Origin of the sequence: Tessaracoccus defluvii, assembly GCF_014489575.1 — a bacterium.
Lineage (GTDB): Bacteria > Actinomycetota > Actinomycetes > Propionibacteriales > Propionibacteriaceae > Arachnia > Arachnia defluvii.
This window is the reverse complement of record NZ_CP060789.1, coordinates 1366023-1387369: the sequence shown is the minus strand read 5'-3', so window position 1 is coordinate 1387369 and position 21347 is coordinate 1366023. Positions and strand designations below refer to the sequence as shown.

General features: G+C 70.3%; 19 protein-coding genes, 1 pseudogene and 1 riboswitch. Of the genes and pseudogenes, 16 read left to right on the top strand and 4 right to left on the bottom strand.

The genetic code is table 11. The annotated features are described in order from the left end of the window. Positions 1-8: 8 nt before the first annotated feature. Entirely contained in the window at positions 9-1127 is a 1119-nt protein-coding gene (gene gcvT, locus H9L22_RS06680; RefSeq protein WP_187722098.1) for a glycine cleavage system aminomethyltransferase GcvT, read from the bottom strand. Positions 1128-1249: 122 nt separating this feature from the next. Then, positions 1250-1337: riboswitch (glycine riboswitch) on the bottom strand. A 91-nt stretch (positions 1338-1428) separates the two neighbouring features. On the opposite strand from gcvT, the gene H9L22_RS06675 reads away from it, so the two are divergent. Both H9L22_RS06675 and H9L22_RS06670 read left to right on the top strand, forming a co-directional pair. After that, positions 1429-2202: an inositol monophosphatase family protein gene (locus H9L22_RS06675; RefSeq protein ID WP_187722097.1), complete on the top strand. Its 774-nt coding sequence runs from the start codon at positions 1429-1431 to the stop codon at positions 2200-2202. 1 nt (position 2203) lies between these two features. Next, positions 2204-3196: a LacI family DNA-binding transcriptional regulator gene (locus H9L22_RS06670; protein ID WP_187722096.1), complete on the top strand. Its 993-nt coding sequence runs from the start codon at positions 2204-2206 to the stop codon at positions 3194-3196. Positions 3197-3211: 15 nt separating this feature from the next. Here the strand turns inward: H9L22_RS06670 and H9L22_RS06665 are convergent, their stop codons facing one another. Further along, complete coding sequence (locus H9L22_RS06665) at positions 3212-4237, bottom strand: LacI family DNA-binding transcriptional regulator (protein WP_187722095.1); 1026 nt, start codon at positions 4235-4237, stop codon at positions 3212-3214. A 162-nt stretch (positions 4238-4399) separates the two neighbouring features. On the opposite strand from H9L22_RS06665, the gene H9L22_RS06660 reads away from it, so the two are divergent. From H9L22_RS06660 to H9L22_RS06640, 5 genes are read left to right on the top strand one after another with little or no spacing between them, the layout of a single operon-like run. Then, the gene (locus H9L22_RS06660; RefSeq protein WP_187722094.1) at positions 4400-5125 is read left to right on the top strand and encodes an L-ribulose-5-phosphate 4-epimerase; all 726 of its coding nucleotides are present in this window, start codon (positions 4400-4402) and stop codon (positions 5123-5125) included. A 9-nt stretch (positions 5126-5134) separates the two neighbouring features. Then, positions 5135-6646, top strand: coding sequence for an L-arabinose isomerase (gene araA, locus H9L22_RS06655; protein ID WP_187722093.1), 1512 nt, complete (start codon positions 5135-5137; stop codon positions 6644-6646). A 33-nt stretch (positions 6647-6679) separates the two neighbouring features. After that, on the top strand, positions 6680-8464 hold the full coding sequence (locus H9L22_RS06650; protein ID WP_187722092.1) for a glycoside hydrolase family 127 protein: 1785 nt from the start codon (positions 6680-6682) through the stop codon (positions 8462-8464). Further along, entirely contained in the window at positions 8464-9714 is a 1251-nt protein-coding gene (locus H9L22_RS06645) for an alpha-galactosidase (protein ID WP_187722091.1), read from the top strand. The genes H9L22_RS06650 and H9L22_RS06645 overlap by 1 nt, the downstream gene beginning before the upstream one ends. 36 nt (positions 9715-9750) lie before the next feature. Further along, positions 9751-11121 (top strand): alpha-N-arabinofuranosidase, encoded by a 1371-nt coding sequence (locus H9L22_RS06640; protein WP_320060601.1) that lies wholly within the window; start codon positions 9751-9753, stop codon positions 11119-11121. 144 nt (positions 11122-11265) lie between these two features. Here the strand turns inward: H9L22_RS06640 and H9L22_RS06635 are convergent, their stop codons facing one another. Then, positions 11266-12033 (bottom strand): MBL fold metallo-hydrolase, encoded by a 768-nt coding sequence (locus H9L22_RS06635; RefSeq protein WP_187722090.1) that lies wholly within the window; start codon positions 12031-12033, stop codon positions 11266-11268. A 69-nt stretch (positions 12034-12102) separates the two neighbouring features. Between H9L22_RS06635 and hrcA the strand changes: the two genes are divergently transcribed. Genes hrcA through tgt form a run of 4 tightly spaced genes read left to right on the top strand, consistent with a single transcriptional unit; the run spans position 12103 to position 16234 of the window. Then, positions 12103-13101, top strand: coding sequence for a heat-inducible transcriptional repressor HrcA (gene hrcA / locus H9L22_RS06630; RefSeq protein ID WP_187722089.1), 999 nt, complete (start codon positions 12103-12105; stop codon positions 13099-13101). Between the two features lie 12 nt (positions 13102-13113). Next, complete coding sequence (dnaJ, locus tag H9L22_RS06625; RefSeq protein WP_187722088.1) at positions 13114-14283, top strand: molecular chaperone DnaJ; 1170 nt, start codon at positions 13114-13116, stop codon at positions 14281-14283. Continuing rightward, positions 14280-15017, top strand: coding sequence for a 16S rRNA (uracil(1498)-N(3))-methyltransferase (locus tag H9L22_RS06620; RefSeq protein WP_187722597.1), 738 nt, complete (start codon positions 14280-14282; stop codon positions 15015-15017). The genes dnaJ and H9L22_RS06620 overlap by 4 nt, the downstream gene beginning before the upstream one ends. Next, positions 15014-16234, top strand: coding sequence for a tRNA guanosine(34) transglycosylase Tgt (tgt, locus tag H9L22_RS06615; RefSeq protein WP_187722087.1), 1221 nt, complete (start codon positions 15014-15016; stop codon positions 16232-16234). The genes H9L22_RS06620 and tgt overlap by 4 nt, the downstream gene beginning before the upstream one ends. Here tgt and H9L22_RS06610 read toward each other — a convergent pair. Next, on the bottom strand, positions 16219-16935 hold the full coding sequence (locus tag H9L22_RS06610; RefSeq protein WP_226966176.1) for a queuosine precursor transporter: 717 nt from the start codon (positions 16933-16935) through the stop codon (positions 16219-16221). The genes tgt and H9L22_RS06610 overlap by 16 nt on opposite strands. A gap of 85 nt (positions 16936-17020) precedes the next feature. Between H9L22_RS06610 and H9L22_RS06605 the strand changes: the two genes are divergently transcribed. From H9L22_RS06605 to era, 5 genes and pseudogenes are all read left to right on the top strand, one after another. Further along, positions 17021-17470, top strand: a complete 450-nt coding sequence (locus H9L22_RS06605) for a hypothetical protein (protein ID WP_226966175.1) — start codon at positions 17021-17023, stop codon at positions 17468-17470. A 111-nt stretch (positions 17471-17581) separates the two neighbouring features. Beyond that, positions 17582-18519 (top strand): annotated as a pseudogene (locus tag H9L22_RS06600) (PhoH family protein). Then, the gene (gene ybeY / locus H9L22_RS06595; protein ID WP_187722085.1) at positions 18516-18977 is read left to right on the top strand and encodes an rRNA maturation RNase YbeY; all 462 of its coding nucleotides are present in this window, start codon (positions 18516-18518) and stop codon (positions 18975-18977) included. Before H9L22_RS06600 ends, ybeY begins: the two are co-directional and overlap by 4 nt. Before the next feature lie 53 nt (positions 18978-19030). Beyond that, entirely contained in the window at positions 19031-20344 is a 1314-nt protein-coding gene (locus H9L22_RS06590) for a hemolysin family protein (RefSeq protein WP_187722084.1), read from the top strand. Next, positions 20337-21263 carry a GTPase Era gene (era, locus tag H9L22_RS06585; protein ID WP_226966174.1) on the top strand — a complete coding sequence of 309 codons (927 nt, stop codon included), beginning with the start codon at positions 20337-20339 and terminating at the stop codon, positions 21261-21263. The genes H9L22_RS06590 and era overlap by 8 nt, the downstream gene beginning before the upstream one ends. Positions 21264-21347: the final 84 nt, after the last annotated feature.

Here is a 21347-nt window from a genome sequence, read left to right as displayed (position 1 = left end):
CAGCGGTTTCAGCGGTGGTAGGCGTGGGGGACGAAGGGCATGGGCGCGACGGTGGCGGGGACCCGCTTCCCGCGCAGCTCGGCGTACGTGGTGGCGCCGTCGGGGGCGGAGCCTGCGGCGACCAGCGCCATGGCGATGGGGTGGCCGAGGGTGGGGGAGAAGCCGCCGGAGGTGACGACCCCGATCGGATCGGTCGCGGTGGCGTCGGCGAACAGTGCCGCGCCCTCGCGGACCGGGGCCCGGCCGTCGATCAGCAGGCCGATGCGTTCGCGCGGCGCCCCGTCGGCGAGTTGGGTGGAGATGACGGCGGCGCCAGGGTAGCCGTCGGCCCGGGAGCCTCCCGGTCGGCGGACCTTCGGGATGGCCCAGCCGAGACCCGCCTCGACGGGCGTGACGTCCTCGGACAGTTCGTGGCCGTAGAGCGGCATGCCCGCCTCGAGACGCAGGGAGTCGCGCGCGCCCAGCCCGGCCGGCGCCACCTCCGGCTCCGCGAGCAGCAGCCGGGCGAACTCCGCGGCGCGGTCGGCCGGCAGCGACACCTCGAAGCCGTCCTCCCCGGTGTAGCCGGACCTGGACACCCACAGGGCCGTTCCGTCCCAGTCGAGCGACACGGCATCCATGAACGTGCACTCGGTGACGCCCGGCACCAGCCTGCCCAGCGCCGCGGCCGCGGCCGGGCCCTGCAGGGCGAGCAGGGCCCGGTCGGTGAGCAGTTCCACGGCGACGCCGTCGAGGGCGTTGAGCAGCCCGAGGTCGACCTCGGTGCGGGCGGCGTTCAGGACCACGAGAAACGCGTCGCCGCGGTGGGCGAACATGAGGTCGTCGACGACGCCTCCCGCCTGCGTGGTCAGCAGGCCGTAGCGCTGCCTGCCTTCGGCGAGCCCGGCGACGCTGGCCGGGATCACGGACTCCAGCGCGGCGGCCGCGTCGGCGAGATCCCCGGAGAGCGGGCGGACCAGGACCTGACCCATGTGGGAGACGTCGAACAGCGACGCTGCGGTGCGGGTGTGCTGGTGTTCGGCGATGCCGCCGGCGAACTGCACGGGCAGCTCCCAGCCGGCGAAATCGACGAGCCTGCCGCCCAGTTCGGTGTGTAGCGCGTGAAGCGCCGTCGTCCTCAATGACATCGGCGAACCCCTTCTGCCGCGAGCGGCGCCTTCGGGTGTGACCACCCTAAGCCCCCTCTGTCGCGGTTGCCTGAGATCTTCGTATCCGTCGGCGGACCCTCGCGGGCCTCTTTCCAGAGTTCCATGTCGGCACGGTCCGTGGGCCTGAGAGATTCCGGGGCGGTTGCTCCTTCGGCACCGGCTCGAAGCCGGTTCTCCCGTGTCGACGCCGTCAGCCTAGCCGACGCCGGGCGGCTCCGTGGGCGGGCCCGGCACAGTGTCGGTGCGGCACCCCGGAGCCGCGCGGCACTAAGCTGCGGCCATGGACACCGACGGCATCCTCGCGCTCATGCAGACCACCGCGGACGCGGTCGTCCGACCCCGATTCCGGAGTCTCTCTGACGGCGAGGTCGACGAGAAGGCGCCCGGGGACTACGTCACGATCGCCGACAAGGAGTCCGAGGAGATGCTGACCCGCCTCCTCTCGGACGCCTTCCCCGGCGCGGCGGTCATCGGTGAGGAGGCGGTCTTCACCGACCCGGGCCTTCTCAAGGGACTCGCCAACCTGGAGCACGCCTTCGTCATCGACCCCATCGACGGCACCGGGAACTTCGTCCGGGGCGACAGCAAGTACGGGATGATCCTGGCCGAGCTCAAGGGGGGCGTCACGACCCGCGGGTGGATCTGGCAGCCGGAGACGGGCCGCGCCTACGTGGCCGAGCGGGGGGCGGGCGCCCGCGTCAACGGCGAGCCGATCGTGCGCGACGTCGACCGGAGGCTGCCGCTGGGCGCCACGTCGAAGAAGCACCTCATCGGGTACACGGCCGAGGGGAGGCTGAGCCCCGTGGTCCGCAGCAACTTCGCCTGCGCCTTCGACTACCCGGCCGTGCTCGAAGGCGACATCGACTTCATGACCTACACGTCCATCCACCCGTGGGACCACCTGGCCGGCTCCCTCATGCTCACCGAGACCGGCGGTGTCAGCCGCACCTTCGACGGCATCTCCTACACGGTGCTGTCGCGGGGGCGCGGACTCCTGATCGCCGGCGACACGCTGAGCTGGATGACCGCGCAGCAGTGCTGGCCGGTCGGCTGACGTGCCCCGCGCCCACCACAAGCCCTCGATCCGTGACGTCGCCACCCGGGCCGGGGTCTCCCATCAGACGGTGTCGCGGGTCCTGAACGACCCTGACAAGGTGCGGGCCGAGACCCTCGAGCGGGTCCAGCAGGCCATCGCCGAGCTCCGCTACCGGCCGAGCAAGGCCGCGAGGTCGCTGGCCACCAACGACTCCATGACCATCGGGGTCATCTCCGTGCACGCCGCGCTCTTCGGCCCGAGCCAGATGACGCTGGCCATCGACGAGGGCGCCCGGGAGCGCGGCTACGCCACGGCCACCGTCACCGTCCGTGACGACAGCCCCGACTCGCTGCGCGCCGCCCGGGAGCACCTGCTCAGCCTCGGCGTCGACGGCGTGGTCGTCATCGCCTGGTCGCAGCCGGTGCTCGATCTCGCGGCCCGCTTCGCCCGCGACCTGCCCGTCTGCGCCGTCGGCGAGGGGGACGTGCCGGCCGGCCTCGCCCGGGCCCGCGGCGACCAGGTCGGCGGGGCCAGACGCGCGGTGGAGCATCTGCGCGCGACGGGTCGGAGCCGCATCGCGCACCTGGCCGGGCCGATCGACTGGCTGGAGGCCACCGCCCGGGTCGACGGCTGGCGTGACGCCGCCGGCGACGCCCGCGGCCCGCAGGTGGTCGCCGGCTGGGCGCCCGAGGACGGCTTCCGGGGCGTCGACGAACTGCTGGCCCTGGATCCCGAGATCGACGCCATCTTCGCGGCCAACGACCACGTGGCGGCCGGGGCGCTGAAGCGCCTCGTCGAGCTCGGGCGCCGGGTGCCGCAGGACATCGCCGTCATCGGCTACGACGACATCGAGGTCGCCGCCTACCTGACGGTGCCGCTGGCCTCGGTGCGGCAGCCGTTCGCGGAGGTCGGTTCGGCCGCCGTCGACCTGTTGTTCCGGGCGATGCGCGGCGAGGGGGAGGAGTCCCGGCTCCTGCCGTCGAGCTTCGTCTGGCGGGAGTCCGCGGGCTGAGGCCCGCGCCCCGGGTCACTTCCCGAGGGTCGACTCGCGTTCGATGAGCTGGAAGGCGGCGTCGACGCGGGTGGCGGAGGCCGGGGTCTCACCGCCACCGAGGCGGGCCTCGATCCGGCGGTGCAGCAGCTCGACCGACCGGTCGGCGATCTCCTCGCGCCCGGCCTCGATGGTCGTGAGCGTCGGCGAGGTGTAGGCCGCATCCTCGCTGTCGTCGAAGCCGATGACGGCGACGTCCTCGGGGACGCGGATCCCCGCCTCGTGCAGGACGTGCAGCGTGCCGATGCCGAGCGCGTCGTTCAGGGCGAAGATCGCGTCGAACGGGGCCCCGGTGGCGAGCAGCGCGCGGGTGGCCTCGGCGCCGTTGGCGCGGTGCCAGGCGCCCGCCTCCAGGAGGAGTTCCTCGGCGACGGGGACCCCGGCGGCCTCCATGGCCTCGCGGAAGCCGCGCTCACGCAGACCGGCGGAGCCGATGACCTCACCCGGGTGGGCACCCACGAGCGCGATGCGCCGTCGGCCGAGCCCGAGCAGGTGTTCCGTCGCGGCCCTGGCGGCCGCCACGTTGCTCATGGTGACGTGGTCCTGGCCGTGGTCGAAGACGCGTTCGCCGAGGACGACGAGCGGGTAGGAGACCGACAGCTGTGCGGCGTCCTCCTCGCCGAGCGCGAGCGGGGAGAAGATCAGCCCGTCGAGCAGGTGGCGGACCGAGCCGTGGAGCACGTCGAGCTCGCGCTCCCGCCGTCCGTTCGTCTGCTCGATCAGCACGCGCAGGCCGCGTCGCTCCGCGGCGACGATGACGGAGTCGGCCAGCTCGGCGAAGTAGGGGAGCTTGAGCTCGGGGACGGCCAGCCCGATCAGCCCGGTGCGGCCGGTGCGCAGGTTGCGGGCGGTCAGGTTCGGCTCGTACTGCAACTCGTCGATGGCCGCCTGCACCCGCTCGCGGGTGGTGGTGCGCACATGCGGAAAGTCGTTGATGACGTTCGAGACCGTCTTCGCCGACACCCCGGCCAACCGTGCCACGTCCTGCAGCGTCGCAGCCATAGCGGACCTCCCTTGCCCAACCGATTTACATCGATAGTAATCTTAGCGGCGAAGCTGCTCCCGCGCCCGTTGACGGGACCGACCTGCTGGGGTAGCGTTGCTGTGACCGGTCACATAGGCGTGTCGTGGGAGTCGCCCGCGCCCGCCACAACGGAGGAACGCATGACTTTGAACCTCGCAGACCTGCCTGCCGACGTACAGGAGCAGGTGGCCACCACCCGTCGGGTCGTCTCCGACCTCCACGCGGAGCTGCCCCGCTGGGAGCTCGTCGTCTGGACCGCAGGCAACGTGTCGCAGCGGATCCGCGTAGCGGACCGCATCGGCGAGGACCTGTTCGTCATCAAGCCGTCCGGCGTGAGCTACGACGACCTCGGCCCCGAGAAGATGGTGGTCTGCACCCTCGACGGGAAGAAGATCCTCGACGGCACGCCCGACAGCCTCCAGCCGTCCAGCGACACGGCCGCCCACGCGTACGTCTACACGCACATGGACACCATCGGCGGCGTGGTCCACACGCACTCCACCTACGCCACGGCCTGGGCCTCGCGCGGGGAAGAGGTGCCCTGCGTGCTGACGATGATGGCCGACGAGTTCGGCGGCCCCATCCCGATCGGCCCGTTCGCCCTCATCGGTGACGACTCCATCGGCCGCGGGATCGTCGAGACCCTGAAGGACTCCCGCAGCCGCGCCGTCCTCATGCAGAACCACGGCCCCTTCACCATCGGCTCCGACGGTCGCGACGCCGTCAAGGCCGCCGTCATGGTCGAGGAGGTCGCCAGGACCGTGCACATCGCCAGGCAGCTGGGTGACGTGATCCCGATCCCGCAGGAGAAGATCGACTCCCTCTTCGATCGCTACCAGAACGTCTACGGACAGCCCAAGAAGTAGGAACACGACATGGACAACCCCTATCTCAACCGCAAGGTCTGGTTCTTCACCGGATCGCAGGACCTCTACGGCCCGGAGGTCCTCCTCCAGGTCGAGGAGCAGAGCCGCCAGGTCGTGGCCGCCCTCAACGCCTCGGCCGAGATGCCGTTCGAGATCGAATGGCGCCCCATCCTGAAGGACCGCGTCGCGATCCAGAAGGCGATGATCGACGCGAACACCGACGAGTCCGTCGTCGGCGTCATCGCCTGGATGCACACCTTCTCCCCAGCCAAGATGTGGATCCTGGGGCTCGACGCCCTGGCCAAGCCGCTGCTGCACCTGCACACGCAGGCCAACGAGGCGCTGCCGTGGGACACCATCGACATGGACTTCATGAACCTGAACCAGGCCGCCCACGGCGACCGTGAGTTCGGCTACATCGTCAGCCGCCTCGGTAAGCAGCGCAAGGTCGTCGTCGGCCACGCCAGCCACGCCGACGTGCAGCACAAGGTCGCCGTCTGGGCCCGGGCCGCCACCGGCGCCGCCGAGCTGCGCACCTTGAAGCTCACCCGCTTCGGCGACAACATGCGCAACGTCGCCGTCACCGAGGGCGACAAGACCGAGGTCGAGCACAAGCTCGGCGTCGCGATCAACACCTGGGGCGTCAACGACCTCGTGGCGGCCGTGGAGGCCGTCGACGACGCCGCCGTCGACGCGCTCGTCGCCGAGTACGAGAACCTGTACGACGTCGCCGACGAGCTCAAGGTGGGCGGGGAGCGGCACGAGTCGCTGCGGTACGCCGCGCGGCAGGAGATCGCGATGCGCGGCTTCCTGGAGACCGGGGACTCCAAGGCGTTCACCGACACGTTCGAGGACCTCGGCGGGCTGCGTCAGCTCCCCGGCCTGGCCGTGCAGCGCCTCATGGCCGACGGCTACGGCTTCGGCGGCGAGGGCGACTGGAAGACCGCCATCCTCGTGCGCCTCGCCAAGGTCATGGGCTACGGCCTGCCCGGCGGCGCCTCGCTCATGGAGGATTACACCTACGAGCTGACCCCGGGCAAGCAGAAGATCCTCGGCGCCCACATGCTCGAGATCTGCCCCTCGCTCACCACGTCGAAGCCACGGATCGAGATCCACCAGCTCGGCATCGGCGACCGCGAGGACCCGGTCCGCTTCGTCTTCGACACCGACCCGGGCGTCGGCGTCGTCGTCGCCATGAGCGACATGCGCGACCGGCTCCGGCTGACGGCCAATGTTGTCGACATCGTCGAGCCCGACGCGCCGCTGCCGAACCTGCCCGTGGCCCGCGCCGTCTGGGAGCCCAGGCCGAACCTGTCGACGTCGGCCGAGTGCTGGATCCACGCCGGCGCCGCGCACCACACCGCCATGAGTACGGCGGCGGGCCTCGAGCACTTCGAGGACTTCGCCGACATCGTCGACATGGAACTCGTCGTCATCGACGAGGACACCACCACCCGCGGCTTCGTCAAGGAGCTCCGCTACAACGCGGCGGTGCGGAAGTTCACCGAGGGACTTCGCTGATCCGGCGAAGCTGCTGAGAAGGAGACTGGAATCATGACGGCACCCGTGACGGTGCATGGCCGACGCCCTGTCGGTATTGACCGCGCCACGCTGCAGGAGGGGAGCTACCTCGGCGATCTGCAACGCATCAACGTCGAGGCGACCCTGCCGCACATCATCGCCAAGCTCGACGAGAGCAAGGTGCTGGAGAACCTGCGACGGGAGCCCGGCACGGGTGAACACGTCGGGTTCCAGTTCTCCGACTCGGACCTCTACAAGACGCTCGAGGCCATCGGCTGGGAGATCGTCCGGACCGGGACCGACCGGTTCGACGGCTTCCTGACCGACAGCTACGCCCTGCTGCGGCAGGCCCAGCAGGCCGACGGCTACATCAACTCGTGGGGCCTGTCGACGTCGTCCCCCGGCCTCTGGGTCGACCTCATGTGGGGCCACGAGCTCTACTGCGCCGGCCACCTGTTCCAGGCCGCCGTCGCCCTCAACCGCGCCGGACGCCCCGAACTGCTCGAGATCTCCCGCCCGTTCGCCGACCTGATCGTGGAGAAGTTCCGCGACCAGGGCACCGGCGGGCACCCCGAGATCGAGACCGCACTCGTCGAGCTGTACCGCGAGACGGGGGAGCGTTCCTACCTCGACGCCGCCGCGGCCTTCATCCGCCACCGCGGCGCCCCGACGATCCACCACGGACAGTTCGGGCCCGAGTACTTCCAGGACCACGAGTCGCCGCGCACCGCGAGGATCGCCATCGGCCACGCCGTCCGGCAGCTGTACCTCGACGCGGGCTGCGTCGACCTCGCCGTCGAGACCGGCGACGAGGAACTCCTCGACGCCGTCGTCGCGCGCTGGGAGTCGGCCCACCACCGCCGCATGTACGTGACCGGCGGCATGGGTTCCCGCTTCCAGGACGAGTCCTTCGGTGACGACCACGAGCTCTCCAGCGAACGCTCCTACGCCGAGACCTGCGCCGCGATCGCCGACTTCCAGCTCAGCTGGCGGCTCCTGCTGCAGACCGGCCAGGCCCGCTACGCCGCGGCCATGGAGCGCACGCTCTACAACCTGCTGCCCGCCGCGGTCTCCGCGGACGGCACGCAGTTCACCTACGCCAACCCGCACCAGGTGCGGTCCGTCTCCCGGATCCAGGAGCACACCGCGGGCCGCCTGCCCTGGTTCTCCTGCGCCTGCTGCCCGCCCAACATGGCGCGGCTGCGGGCCAGCCTCGCCGCCTACGCGGCCTTCGTCGACGACGCCGGCCTCGCGCTCGCGCTGCCTGCCGCGGGCCGCTTCGAAGGCGCGGACGGAGCCGTCACCGTCGCCGGTGACATCGAGGACGGCGCCCTGACGATCACCCCGGAGGGCACGCTGTCCGGGCTCAGGATCCGCGTTCCGGAGTGGAGCACGACGGTGCTGATCGACGGCGCCGCGGCCGAGAGCGTCGACGGCTGGCTCACCCTGCCCGTCGACCGCGCCACGCAGGTCAGCTTCGACGTCACCCCGCGCCTCCTGGTAGCCGACCCGCGGGTCGACGCCGTCCGCGGCTGCGTCGCGGTGCAGGCCGGGCCGACCGTGATGTGCGCCGAGGCGGGCGACAACGAGTCCGTCGATGCGTTGGCCATCGACCCGGCGGCCCCGCTCGTCGGCGGCCCGCGCGGGGTCACGGCGACCGGCGCGGTGCTCGAAACCGACGACGACCAGCTCTACCGGCCCTACGCGGAGCGGCTGCTCGGCCGACGCGAGGTGCCGCTCACGCTGATCCCGTACCGCGACTGGGGGCGCGACGGCCGCGTCGCCATGCGCGTCTGGCTCCCCGTCCAGGGATGCTGATGACGACCGCCACCCCGCCGCTGGGCTGGAACTCCTGGGACTGCTTCGGCGGTTCCGTCACGGAGGCTGAGACCCTCGCCAACGCCGAGTTCATGGCCGAACACCTCCTGGAGTTCGGCTGGGACACGATCGTCGTCGACATCCAGTGGTACGAGCCGGAGCCGGGCTTCACCGACTACGCGCCCGTCTCCCGCGCCGTCCTCGACGCCAACGGCAGGCCCCAGCCCGCCGTCGGCCGCTTCCCGAGCGCCGCCGACGGCGCCGGCTTCACCGAACTGGCCCGCAAGGTCCACGACCTCGGGCTGAAGTTCGGGGTGCACATCATGCGCGGCGTGCCCCGCCGCGCCGTCGAGGCGGCGCTGCCCATCGCGGGCAGCCCGCACACGTGCGCCGACATCGCCGACCCGGGCAACCGCTGCCCCTGGAACCCCGACAACGACGGCGTGCTGACGGACCACCCCGGTGCCGCGCACTGGTACGACTCGTTCATCGCGATGCTGGCGGGCTGGGGTGTCGACTTCATCAAGCTCGACGACGTCCTCTACCCGCCGGTGGAGCGCGACGACATCGCGCTGATCGCGGCCGCCATCGCGAAGACCGGCCGCGACATCGGGCTCAGCCTGTCCCCGGGCAGGCAGCTGTCGCTGGCCCACCTCGACTTCCTGCGCGGGCACTCGACGATGTGGCGCGTCTCGGACGACCTGTGGGACGACTGGTCGGCCGTCACCGAGCAGTTCCAGCGCGCCGCCCGCTGGGCGCCGCACCAGCGGCCAGGCGCCTTCGCCGACCTCGACATGCTGCCCATGGGCCGCCTCGGCATCCGGGCCCACGTCGGGGAGGCCCGCGACTCGCGCCTGACGCTCGCCGAGCAGCGGTCGATGATCACCCTCTGGGCGATCGCCCGCTCGCCGATGTTCTTCGGCGGGCACCTGCCCGAATCGGACCCGGCCACGATCGCGCTGCTCCGCAACCCGGAGGTCCTCCGCCTGCTGGCCGGCTCTGCCGACAACCGCGAGATCATCCGCGACGGCGACATCGTCGTCTGGGCCGCCACAGTCGACGGCGCCCAGGTGCGAGCGGCGTTCTGGCTCGGCGACGAGCCGACCACGCTGCGTCTGCACGCCGACGATCTCGGCGTCGCAGCCGCGGCCGCCACCGACCTGTGGTCGGGCGCCGAGCTGACCGCCGAGGGCGGCTGGTTCACCCTCGACCTCGACGCGCACGGCACCCGGCTGATCCGCCTTCCCTGACCGCACCGCACCCCATCTGAGATCCAAGGAGCCCCCGTGACGGACGCCGTCATCAACCTCGACCTGCCCGGGCCCGTCGTATCGCGCCACCAGCACGGCCACTTCGCCGAGCACCTCGGCCGCTGCATCTACGACGGCATCTTCGTCGGCCCGGACTCGCCCATCCCCAACGACAACGGCATCCGCCTGGACGTCGTCGAGGCACTCAAGGAGATCGGCATCCCGAACCTCCGCTGGCCGGGCGGCTGCTTCGCCGACGACTACCACTGGAAGGACGGCATCGGCGAGGACCGCCCGACCGTCGTCAACTCCCTGTGGGGCGACGTCGTCGAGGACAACAGCTTCGGCACGCACGAGTTCATGCGGCTCATCGAGCTGCTCGGGACGGAGCCGTACATCTGCGGCAACGTCGGCTCCGGCACGGTGCAGGAGATGAGCCAGTGGGTCGAGTACCTCACCCGCGGCGACGACTCGCCCATGGCCCGGCTGCGCCGCGAGAACGGCCGCGACGAGCCGTGGTCGGTGAAGTTCTGGGGCGTCGGCAACGAGTCGTGGGGCTGCGGCGGCAACATGCGCCCCGAGCACTACGCCGACCTGGCCCGCCAGTACGGCACCTACTGCCGTGACCACGGCGACAACACGCTGTACCGCATCGCCTGCGGCCCCAACGTCGACGACTACGCCTGGACCCAGACGCTGATGGCCACCGTCGGCGACCTCGGCTGCGGCTGCCGCCCCACCGACCACTTCCAGGGGCTGAGCCTGCACCACTACACCTTCGGGCGGAGCTGGGAGCAGAAGGGCTCGGCCACCGAGTTCAGCGACGACGAGTACTGGTACGCCATGGCCAACGCCTTCCGCATGGATGAGCTCATCTCGCGGCACGCGGCCATCATGGATGTCTACGACCCGACCCGCCGTATCGGGCTGGTCGTCGACGAGTGGGGCACCTGGTGGGAGCCGGAGCCGGGCAGTAACCCGGGCTTCCTCGTCCAGCGCCAGACGCTGCGCGACGCGCTGGTCGCGAGCGTCACGCTCGACATCTTCCACAACCACGCCGACCGCGTCTTCATGGCGAACCTCGCGCAGACGGTCAACGTGCTGCAGGCCGTCCTCGTCACCGACGGCGAGAAGCTGACCCGCACGCCGACGTGGCACGTGTTCAAGCTGAACCAGGGCCACGGCGACGGCGAGCTCCTGCCGGTGGCGTGGCGCGGCGACCGCGCGGTCCGCGCCGTCGCCCACGACGGGCCGCGGCCCGACACGCAGCTGCCGCTGCTGCACGCGTCGGCCACCCGCCGCGACGGCAGGATGCTGCTGTCGGTGACGAACCTGGCGCTCGAGGCGACGACGGCGACGTTCGACCTGCGGGCGGCACGGCCACCGTCGCGGGCGGGCAACTGCTGACGGCCTCCGACCTGCGCGACGAGGAGGTCACCGTCACCGGCTTCGACGGCGCCTCCATCGCCGGCGGGGTGCTCAGTGTGGCCCTGCCTGCGACCAGCTACGCCGTCATCGAGCTCGACCTGGCCTGAGCGGCGTCGGGCCCCGTCAGATGCCGAAGATCGGCAGCTGGGTGCGGGGCTCGATGCCCTTTGCGGCCAGCTCCGCATACGCCTTCGGCAACGCGACGGCGAGGGTCTCGGCGCTGAAGGGCCACTCGGTCGCGGCGGCCGCGTCGGCCAGCTTGACGCCCTGCTGGATGAGCATCTCCGTCTGGCTGTAGATCATCGCGATCTCGGCCCGCTGGATGAACGCGAAGTCGCGGTCGACCGGTGCGCCGTGGCCGGGGACGAAGATGGTCTCCTGCCGGGCGGCGCCGAGGATGCCGTCGAGTGCGGTGGGCCAGTTCGCCAGCGAGGTGGTCTCGTCGACCTGCGGGTCGGAGCCCTCCTCGAGCATGTCGCCGACGAACACGACGTTCGCGTCGGTGGCGAGGACGAACAGGTCGCCGTCGGTGTGGGCGTCGCCGAAATTCATCACCTCGAGGCGCTGGTTGCCGAGCTCGAACGAGCGCACGAGCACGAGCTTGATGGTGGTCGGGGCGGCGACCGCGCTGTGCGAGACCGACGTGAGCGCCTCCAGGGCAGGCAGGCCGCCGACGTGGTCGTGGTGGCCGTGGGTGAGGATCACATGCGTCACCGGCACCCCCGCGAGGGCCTGGGCAGAGGCGAGCAGCTCCGCCCCCTGTTCCGGGGTGTTGCCGCAGTCGATCAACGCGGCGGCATCGTCACCGACGATGAGGCCGACGTTGACGCGGTGCTGTTCCAGCGTCGTCACGTACACGCGGTCGGTCACTGGGGTCCAGGTGAGCGTCATGCTGCCATCGTAGACGGCGCTACACTGGCACTCGGCCAGTGCGAGTGCCAGCGACCCACGGGAGGTGAAATGCTCGACGACCGGAAGCTCAGCGTGCTGAACGCGATCGTGACCGACTATGTCGCCAGCCGGGAGCCGGTGGGCTCGAAGGCCCTGGTGGAGCGGCACAAGCTCGACGTCTCCGCCGCCACCGTCCGCAACGACATGGCGGCGCTGGAGGAGGAGGGCTACATCACGCAGCCCCACACCAGCGCCGGCCGGATCCCGACGGACAAGGGCTACCGGCTCTTCGTCGACAAGTTGGCCCAGATCAAGCCGCTGTCCCAGGCGGAACGCAGCGCCATCGCCACGTTCATGAGCGGGACGGCGGACATCAACGATCTGGTGATGCGAACGGTGAGGCTGCTCGCGCAGTTGACCCGGCAGGTCGCAATCATGCAGTACCCCGTGGCGCAGCGCAGCTCGATCCGTCACATCGACCTCGTCTCGCTGGGCGGCGACCGGGTGCTGGCGATCGCGGTGTCCTCGACGGGCGCCGTCGACCAGACGATGGTCGAGGCCCCGATCGCGGCCGATGCCCTGGCGACGCTCAGGGCCCGGTTGGTCGCCGCAGCCGTTGGACGGACCCCGGCGGAGGCCGCGGCCGCGCTGCCGGGCGTCCTCGAGTCGCTGGCACCCGAGTCGCGAGCTGAGGCCGCCCCGCTCGTGGCCGGCGTGCTGGAGGCGTTGGCCCACGAGCCGGCGCTGCAGGTCGTCGTGGCAGGTGTGCCGAACCTGGCGTCGTCGGTGTTCGAGACCGGCATGCGGCCCCTCCTGGAGGCCCTCGAGGAGCAGGTCGTCCTCATGCGACTGCTGGGGGAGGCCGCCGGTGACGACATCACCGTGCGCATCGGCCAGGAAAACACCACGCAGGGCTTCCACTCCACGAGCCTGGTCGCCGCCGGGTACGGCGTCGACCTCGGGTCGTCGCTCGGCGTCGTCGGGCCCACCCGCATGGACTACCCGTCCACCATCGCCGCGGTGCGCGCCGTGGCCAGGTACGTGAGCAGATTCCTCATCGAAGGCTGACAGACAGAAGATATGAACAAGGACTACTACGAGATCCTCGGCGTCGAGCGCGACGCCAGCCCCGAGGCCATCAAGAAGGCCTACCGTCGCCGCGCCATGAAGGTGCATCCCGACGTCGCGCAGGACGACGCCGAGGCGGCCGAGAAGTTCAAGGAACTGAGCGAGGCCTACGAGGTCCTCAGCGACCCGAACAAGCGCGCCGTCTTCGACCGCGGCGGCGACCCGATGGGCCAGGGTGGGGCCGGCTTCTCCGGCTTCGGCGGCGGCTTCGCGGGAGGGTTCGACTTCAGCAACCTCGTCGATGCCATGTTCGGCGCTGCGTCCAGCCGCGGCCCCCGCTCCCGCGTCCGGCAGGGCCAGGACGCTCTCGTGCGGGTCAACCTGCTGCTGCACGAGGCCGTCTTCGGTGTCACGAAGCCCGTCAAGGTGCAGACCGCGGTCGTGTGCCCGAAGTGCACGGGCCGTGGCGGCGAGGAGGGCAGTCAGCCCGTGACCTGCTCCACCTGTGACGGCAACGGTGAGATCAGCCAGATCCAGCGCAGCTTCCTGGGTGACATCCGCACCAGCCAGGCCTGCCCCACCTGCCGCGGCTACGGGACGATCATCCCGCGCCCCTGTGGTGAGTGCTCCGGCGAGGGTCGCGTCCGCAGCACCCGCACCCTGCAGGTCAAGATCCCCGCTGGTGTCTCCACCGGCATCCGCATCCACCTCGAGGGCCAGGGCGAGGTCGGCCCCGGCGGAGGCCCCGCCGGTGACCTCTACGTCGAACTGGCCGTCGCCGAGCACGAGCACTTCCGCCGCGAGGGCGACAACCTCGAGGTCGTCGTCAAGCTGCCGATGACGGCGGCCGCGCTCGGCACCACCGTCGACGTGGCCACGCTCGAGGCCGACTGGGAGGGCTCGGCCCCGGACGAGCGCAGCGTCGCCGTCGAGGTGCCGTCGGGCACCCAGTCGGGCACCCGCATCGCGCTGAAGGGCAGGGGAGTCCCGCGCCTGCGCGGCGGCGGGCGCGGCGATCTGGGCGTCACCCTGCTCGTACAGACCCCGACCAAGCTCGACGACCACCAGCGCGAGCTGATCCGTCAGCTCGCCGAGGCCCGTGACGAGATGCGCCCCGAGGCCATCGCCGCGGCCAAGGGCGGCAAGGGCATGTTCGGCAAGCTCTCCGAGTGGTTCTCGTGACCGATGCCCTCTACCTCGTCGACTTCGACGCGGCGCCCGTCCCCGGGACGGAGATCGCGGTCGAGGGCGACGAGGCGCACCACGCGGTGGCCGTGAAGCGGCTCGCCGTCGGCGAGGGTGTGTTGCTCGGCAACGGCCGCGGGCTGGGGGTGCGGGGCACGGTGACCGCCGTCGACAAGCGCCGCTTCGTCGTCGCGGTCGCCGAGGCGCTCCCCGCGCCCGTGGAGGGCATCGCCTGGACGACGGTGCAGGCGCTGGCCAAGGGCGACCGCAGCGAACTCGCCGTGCAGATGGCCACCGAGGTCGGCGCCCGCAGCATCGTCGCCTGGCAGGCGTCCCGGTCGATCGTCCGCTGGCAGGGGGACCGCGGCGCCAAGGCGCTCGAGAAGTGGCGGGCCACCGCCCGCGAGGCGACCAAACAGGCCCGCCGTCTCTGGCTGCCCGACGTGGAGGCTGCCGGCACGGCCCGCGTCTGCGAACTGATCGCCGCGGCCGATGTGGCGCTCGTGCTGCACGAGGACGCCGTCGACCACATCGCCGCCGTCGACCTCCCCGCGTCGGGAACGGGGCTGATCATCGTCGGCCCCGAGGGCGGCATCGCCCCGGCCGAACTCGACGCCTTCGTCGCCGCGGGCGCCCGAGCCGTGCTGGTCAGCGACGGCGTGCTGCGCACCTCGACCGCCGCGGCCGTCGCGCTCGGCCAACTCGACGCGCTCGCGAGGGTGCGGGCGTGAGTTTCTCCTTCGACGTCACCGCCACCATCGACGGCGCACCGGGCCGCGCCGGCGTCATCCACACCCCCCACGGCGACATCGAGACGCCCGCCTTCATCGCCGTCGGCACCAAGGCCACGGTCAAGGCCGTGCTGCCCGAGTCCATCGCGCAGGTCGGGGCGCAGGCCGTGCTGGCCAACGCCTATCACCTGTACCTGCAGCCCGGCTCCGACCTGATCGACGAGGCGGGCGGCCTCGGCCGCTTCATGAACTGGCCAGGCCCCACGTTCACCGACTCCGGCGGCTTCCAGGTGATGAGCCTCGGCGCCGGATTCCGCAAGGTGCTGGCCATGGACACCGCCGGCCTGCAGAACGACGACGTCATCGCTGAGGGGAAGACCCGCATGGCGCACGTCGACGAGGACGGCGTCACGTTCAAGTCGCACCTCGACGGGACGAGACACCGGTTCACGCCCGAGGTCTCGATGCGCATCCAGCACGAGCTGGGCGCCGACATCATGTTCGCCTTCGACGAGCTGACGACCCTCATGAACACCCGCGCCTACCAGGAGGCCTCGGTCGAGCGCACCCACCGCTGGGCGGGGCGCTGCCTCGCGGCGCACGGGGAGCTGACGCGGCAGCGGGCAGACAAGCCCTACCAGGCGCTGTTCGGCGTCATCCAGGGCGCGCAGTACGAGGACCTGCGCAGGCAGGCGGCCCGGGGGCTCGCGGAGCTGGAGGTCGACGGCGTGTCCTTCGACGGCTTCGGCCTCGGCGGGGCGCTCGAGAAGGAGAACCTCGGCACCATCATCGGCTGGATGGTCGAGGAACTGCCCGTCGACAAGCCCCGGCACCTGCTGGGGATCTCCGAGCCGGACGACTTCTTCGCCGCCGTCGAGATGGGCGCCGACACGTTCGACTGCGTCAACCCGTCACGGGTCGCCCGCAACGCGGCCATCTACACGGCAGACGGCCGCTACAACGTCAACACGGCGCGCCACCGTCGCTCCTTCCTCCCGTTGGAGGAGGGCTGCGACTGCTACACCTGTGCGCACTACACGCGGGCCTACCTGCACCACCTGTTCAAGGCGAAGGAGATGCTGGCGTCCACGTTGGCGACGATCCACAACGAGCGCTTCACGGTGCGGCTGGTCGACGACATCCGGGCCTCCATCCACGAGGGCCGGTTCCGCGAGTTCCGCGACGCGTTCCTCGGGCGGTTCTACGCGGCCCGGTAGCTGGGCTCGTGCCGCTTCACCAGGGCGATGACCCGGTAGGTGACCGGCAGGAGCGCCGCCTCGACGGCGACCTTCCAGAGGTAGCCGACGACGATGTAGTTGAGCATCGCGGGGGCCGAGATGATGCCGGCGAACGCGACGAGGCAGAAGATGACGGTGTCGGCGAGCTCGCCGACGATGGTCGAGCCGAGCAGCCGGGCCCACAGGCTCCCCTCGCGGGTGCGGCGCTTCAGGCGCACCAGCACCCAGGCGTTGAGGAGCTGTCCGACGGCGTAGGCGAGCAGCGAGGCGAGCACGATCCGGGGGACGAAGCCCAGCACCGCGGTGAACGCCTCCTGGTTGCCCCAGTCGGTGGCCGACGGCAGCGCGCCGACCAGCACGAAGGTGGCCGATGCGATCACGGACACGACGCCGCCCAGCACAATGGCGCGGCGGGCGCCGCGCAGGCCGTACACCTCGGCGAGCACATCGCCGAGCACGTAGGTCAGCGGAAACAGCAGCGCGCCGCCGTCGAGGACAAGCGGCAGGACCTGGAATCCGCCCAGTGACACGTCGCCACCGAACTGGATCAGCTTGACTGCGGCGATGTTCGAGATGAGCAGCAGTGAGCAGAACAGGGCCAGCACAAGGTCATATACGCCGCGCGGTCGCGGCGCCAGGCCGGGGCTGGTCGGGTCGATGGTCTCGTCTACGGCGGGCACCGGGGCAGCATACGACTCCCCACGCGAATCGGGCGAGGTGGCTGAAGTCCGAGAAGTGCGGGCCCGGGGGTGGCAAGATCGGGTCATGGAAGACGTCTACAGCGCGAGCATCCCAGAACCTTCCGAGCAGCTGGACCAGCTACAGCCGGGGGACTCCCTGATTGATCGGGGAGTCGAGGACGTGCTGGACGAGGGCTACACGCCTCCCGACTTCTGGTCCGGCGCGATGAGCTACGGCACCACCGTCGCGGAACAGCGGCAGGGCGAGACGATCGAGATGCGGCTGCGCCAGGAGGTCCCAGAACCCGCCGCCGACGACCCCGACGAACCGTGGAACCCCGACAAGGAGCCACGTCAGGTCGGCAAGGAGCGGGCCGGCCGGCTGATGTCGGTGCAGGGTGCGGGCAAGGAGGACACGTTGGGCGTCGACGTCGGGATCGCGGGGGCGCGGCCAGCGCGGAGGAGGCGGCGATGCACATCATCGGCGACGACGAGACGGAGTTCTTCGAGGAGTGAGTCCGGGACGAGGGACTAAGCTGGGAGACCGGCAACGAAACCACCGACCAGGAGCCTGACCCTGAACAGCAGCAACGCGCTCACCGAGAGCGTCGCCACCCGCACCGTCTCGGTACCCCCGTCGATCGACATGGTCTCCCTGCTCGGACCGCGCGACGACTTCCTGCGGATCCTCGAAGAGCAACTCTCCGCCGACCTGCACGTGCGTGGGGCAAGGTCACCGTGACCGGTCAGGCCAGCGACGTCGCCAAGGCCACCGAGATCCTCACGGAGATGGTCACGATCCTGCGCACCGGTCAGGGGCTCAGCGGCGAGACCGTCGAGCGGATCGTCGCCATGGCCGACGACCCGCACGCCGCCGCCTCCGAGATCCTGACGCAGAACATCGTCTCTTCCCGCGGGCGGACGGTGCGTCCGAAGACGCTGAACCAGAAGCGCTACGTCGACGCGATCGACCAGCACACCGTCGTCTTCGGCATCGGCCCCGCAGGCACCGGCAAGACGTATCTCGCCATGGCGAAGGCCGTGCAGGCGCTGCAGGCGAAGGAGGTCAGCCGCATCATCCTGACCCGCCCGGCCATCGAGGCGGGGGAGCGGCTCGGGTTCCTGCCCGGCACCCTGAACGACAAGATCGACCCCTACGTCCGGCCCCTGTATGACGCGCTCCACGACATGGTCGACGCGGATTCGGTGCCGAAGCTGCTCACCTCCGGCACCGTCGAGGTGGCCCCACTGGCGTACATGCGCGGTCGGACCCTCAACGACGCGTTCATCATCCTCGACGAGGCGCAGAACACGTCGATGGAGCAGATGAAGATGTTCCTGACCCGCCTGGGGTTCGGTTCGAAGGTCGTCGTCACCGGTGATGTCACGCAGATCGACCTGCCCGGCGGCGTGCGCTCCGGCCTCCGCGGGGTGCAGCAGGTGCTCGACGGGCTCGACGACATCGCCTTCTGCACCCTGACGTCGCGCGACGTCGTCCGTCACAAGCTCGTCGGCCGCATCGTCGCCGCTTATGACGAGTTCGAGTCCCTGAACGCCAACCGGCAGCACCGAGGTGGAGCATGATCGACATCAACAACGAGTCGGGCGTCGAGGCCGACGAGCTCGGCCTGGTCGAGCTCGCCCGGTTCGCCCTGGACAAGCTGCGGATCCATCCGCAGGCGGAGCTGTCGATCCTCCTCGTCGACGAGGAGACGATGGCCGACTACCACGTGCGGTTCATGGACCTCACCGGCCCGACCGACGTCATGAGCTTCCCCATGGACGAGCTGCGGGCGCCTGCCGACGACGAGGAGCCCCCGCTCGGGCTGCTCGGCGACATCGTGCTGTGCCCGACGGTGACCGCGCGACAGGCCGCCGAGAATGGCCGCGAGCCCGACGCGGAGGCCGAGTACCTCCTCATCCACGGGCTCCTGCACCTCCTGGGGCACGATCACGCCGAGCCGGAGGAGAAGGCGATCATGTTCGGGCTCAACGATCGGATCATCGCCGCCTGGGATCTCGCCCGCGCCGATCGCGCCTGAGCCGGTAGAATCCCCGGCACGTACTGCCTAGCTGAGCGAGTTGATGAGCCACCGTGTCCCAGTCCGAATGGATTGAACTTGGGATAGCCCTCCTCTGCGCCGTCGGCGCGTCGCTGCTCGCCGCGACAGAGACCGCGTTGGGCGTCATCACCAAGGCCCGCGCCGAGCGCATGGTCGAGCAGGGCGAGCGGGGCGCGGAACGCGTCCAGCTCCTGGCCCAGGATCCCGCACCGTCCATCAACGCCGTCATGGTGACAAGGATGGGGCTGGAGATCACCTCCATCGTCGTCGTCGCCATCGTCATGTTCACCCAGTTCCAGATGGACTGGGCCCGTGCCGTCGTCACGGTTGCGCTGATGCTCGTCGTCTCCTTCATCCTGTGGGGCGTCGCGCCGCGCACGCTCGGACGCCAGAACCCGGAGCGGACGCTGCGCCGGTTCGGTGGCCTGGTCTCCGTCCTGACGACGGTGCTCGGCCCGCTCGCGCAGCTGATGATCCTCCTCGGCAACGTCCTCACTCCCGGCCGCGGCTATGCCGACGGCCCGTTCGCCAGTGAGGCCGAGCTGCGCGACCTCGTCGACGCGGCCGAGGCCAACGAGCTGATCGAGGCCGGCGAGTCCAAGATGATCCACTCGGTCATCGACCTGGGCGACACCATCGTCAAGGAGGTGATGGTTCCGCGCACCGACGTGGTGTTCGTCACCCGTGAGCGGACCCTGCGGCAGCTGCTCAGCCTCGCGCTGCGCTCCGGCTTCTCCCGCATCCCGGTGGTGGGCAAGGACCTCGACGAGGTGGTCGGGATCGTCTACCTCAAGGACGTGTCGAAGCGGATCTACGACTTTCCGGATGCGGAGCGGATCGAGACGGTGGGCGACATCATGCGCCCCGCTGCCTTCGTGCCGGACTCCAAGAAGGTCAGCGAACTGCTGCACGACATGCAGCTCAGCCACACGCACCTCGTCGTCGTCATCGACGAGTTCGGGGGCACGGCGGGGCTCGCGACCATCGAGGACATCCTCGAGGAGATCGTCGGCGAGATCGTCGACGAGTACGACCACGACGCGCCCTCGATCGCCGAGCTGGGGGAGGGACGCTACCGTGTCTCGTCCCGGCTGCCGCTCGACGAGCTGGGCGCCCTGTTCGGCGTCAACCTCGACGACGACGACGTCGAGACCGTCGGCGGCCTCATGGCCAAGCAACTGAACCTGGTGCCGATCCCCGGCTCCAGGACGGTGGTGGGCGACATCGAACTCGTCGCCGACCGCGCCGTCGGACGGCGGCACCAGATCGGCACCGTGCTGGTGCGCCAGCTCGCTCCCGGGGAACTCGGGACAACAACCCACGACGATGAGGACGAAGATGACTGAAACCGTGCACCGCTCAGGATTCGCCTGCTTCGTCGGGCGCCCGAACGCCGGCAAGTCGACGCTGACGAACGCGCTGGTCGGGCAGAAGATCGCCATCGCGTCCAGCAAGCCGCAGACCACACGCCACGCCGTGCGCGGCATCGTCACCCGCGAGGACGGGCAGCTCGTCCTGATCGACACCCCCGGCCTGCACCGGCCGCGGACGCTGCTCGGTCAGCGACTCAACGACCTCGTCTACGAGACATGGGCCTCGGTCGACATCGTCGGCATCTGCCTGCCGTGTGACCAGCGGATCGGCCCCGGCGACAAGTTCATCATCGGGGAGATCGCCAAGCTGAAGCGGCGACCGGTGCTGGTGGCGCTGGCGACGAAGACGGACCTGGTGTCGAAGGAACGCGTCCTGTCGCACCTCGTCGACGTCGCCGCCGTCGCCGAGGAACTCAGCATCGAGTGGGCAGAGGTCATCCCGTGTTCGGCCGTCGCCAACGACCAGGTCGACCTGGTGCGCGACCAGCTGATCCGCCTGCTCCCGGAGGGTCCCGTCTACTACCCCGACGGGGAGATCACCGACGAGCCCGAGGAGACCCTCATCGCGGAGCTGATCCGTGAGGCGGCGCTGGAGGGGGTCCGGGACGAGCTGCCGCACTCGATCGCCGTCGTCATCGACGAGATCCTGCCGCGCCCCGACCGCCCAGAGGACAAGCCGCTGACCGACGTCTTCGCGTCGATCGTCGTGGAGCGGGAGTCGCAGAAGGGCATCATCATCGGGCACAAGGGAGCACGGCTCCGTGAGATCGGCACCGCGGCGCGCGAACAGATCAACCACCTGCTCGGCACCCGCGTGCACCTGAACCTCCACGTCAAGGTGCTCAAGGAATGGCAGCGTGACGCCAAGTACCTCAACAGGCTCGGCTTCTGACAAACGAACGATCGAAGTGATCAGTTGTTAGTCTGAGGCTGTTTGATCACAAACCTATGCGCGTTCGAACTCTCTTTCTAGGAT